Source organism: Mesorhizobium sp. M7A.F.Ca.CA.001.08.2.1, from assembly GCF_003998455.1.
GTDB classification, from domain to species: Bacteria; Pseudomonadota; Alphaproteobacteria; order Rhizobiales; family Rhizobiaceae; genus Mesorhizobium; species Mesorhizobium ciceri.
In genome coordinates this window covers 1-1,585 of sequence record NZ_RZPW01001076.1, presented here as the reverse complement: position 1 = coordinate 1,585, position 1,585 = coordinate 1, and the positions used below count along the sequence as shown (strand labels likewise).

General features: G+C 62.1%; 1 protein-coding gene. It reads right to left on the bottom strand.

Annotated elements, in window-relative coordinates; translation table 11 throughout:
• Nucleotides 1-1,585 (bottom strand): type VI secretion system membrane subunit TssM (gene tssM, locus EN914_RS34885; protein ID WP_127389662.1); only part of this gene is annotated, 1,585 nt, incomplete at both ends.

Genomic DNA, 1,585 nt, shown 5'->3' with positions numbered 1-1,585 from the left:
GTACGGATTTTCGACGCTGGCGGCCTTGAGCTCGAAATCGGCGTACATGCCTTTCGTGCCCAGACGCAGGCTGTAGACGTCGGTCAGCGAAGTGCTGGCGAAGCGGCCACTGCGGAGCATCCTCAGCCACGCCCAGCTGCCGGTTTCGTTGAGCATTATTTCAGGCGATCCGTCGATCGGCTGGAAGGCGAGCGAGATGACGCCCGTGCCGTCCTTGCCGGGCCATGTCATGGGTTGCGGCCGCGTTGCGTTGTTGTAGTAGACGAGGCTCTGGCCATCGAGATTGAGCGTGACGCGCGTGACGTTGGGAGACAGGTCCTTCGGTTCAAGCGTGAAGCTCATCACGGGTCCGCTGCCGCCCGCAAATAGATCGTCGCGGATGTGCCTGGCCTGCTCGAACGCCGCCAAGGCCGAACCGTCAAGGCCGAAATCGGCGCGCCATTTCCATGGCTGGCTGGTCATGTCGACATAGTTGATCAGATGGTCGTTGATGAAACCGTCAATCAGCCCGGCCGGCCCAAAGAGGCGGGCGAAATCCCGTACGTTCACGTCCACCGCGCTCTCGGCGCTGAACGGATAGCGGTCGTTCAGCGCCGCCTGGCAGAAAGGCAGGATATCGGCCCGCCAGATGGCGTTGAGCTCCGAAGTGACCGCCTTCTGAGTCAAATTGCTGGTGTCGCCGGCAATCCCGCCCAGCCAAATGCTGATAGGGTCGGGCAGGATCTGTGCCTGCCGGGCGACCGCTCCCGTCAGTTCGGCAAGGCCGCCCTGCTTCTTGATAGCATCCTGCGGATTGGGGTTCGCGGTGACCGTCTGCAGCACGTTGGATAGCGCGGTCAGCGCGACGACCGCGGCATCCAGTGCCGGCGGCTGGCCATCGACCTCGGCAATGGTGCTCTTGAGTGGTTTGAAATGTTCGGCCACAAGATTGCCGGTCAGGTCCACCTCGCTGGCCGAACCCGCCCGTGGCAACAGTTTTGCCCCTGTTTTCACTATCTTGCCAAGCTTGCCCAGTTTGCCGAGCAGTTTCGAGCCGCCTTTGGCTGCCGCCTTGTCATCTCCGGCGGGCGCGTCATCCGAACGGGTGAGCTCCGTCTCTTGCACCACTGCCGTCAGCAGGCGCTTCAGCGCGGAATCGGCGCTCGAAAGATCCTTGAGGTTCTCACTGGCGACGATGAGATCGGTCAATGGCGCGAGCCTCATGTCGCGCAGGAAGCTGTCCCATTGCGCGATATAGTCGTCATAGTAGAGCTTCAGAATATCCTCGGACAGCGCGGAGACCGAGGTTTCGGAGTTCTCTGAGCAGCCGCCAGCGAAAACGGCACGATCGAGCGCCGCCTGTGCGGCGACATCGTCGATGCGATCGAGAATGACGTCGTGAAAGCCGGCATAGGTGAATGCTCCGGAAATGCCGACGCGAAGCGTCTTGGCGGAACGCCGCGCGAACACCTTGCTGCCGTTGGGGCCGGCGAAATTCGCCGGGATCCACTCCTTGAGCCCGGCCACTGCCGGATCGGCCAGCAACTGTTTGTAGGCGCGCGCCGGCAACGAAATGGTACACACCGTTTTCAGCGCTTCGGCAACC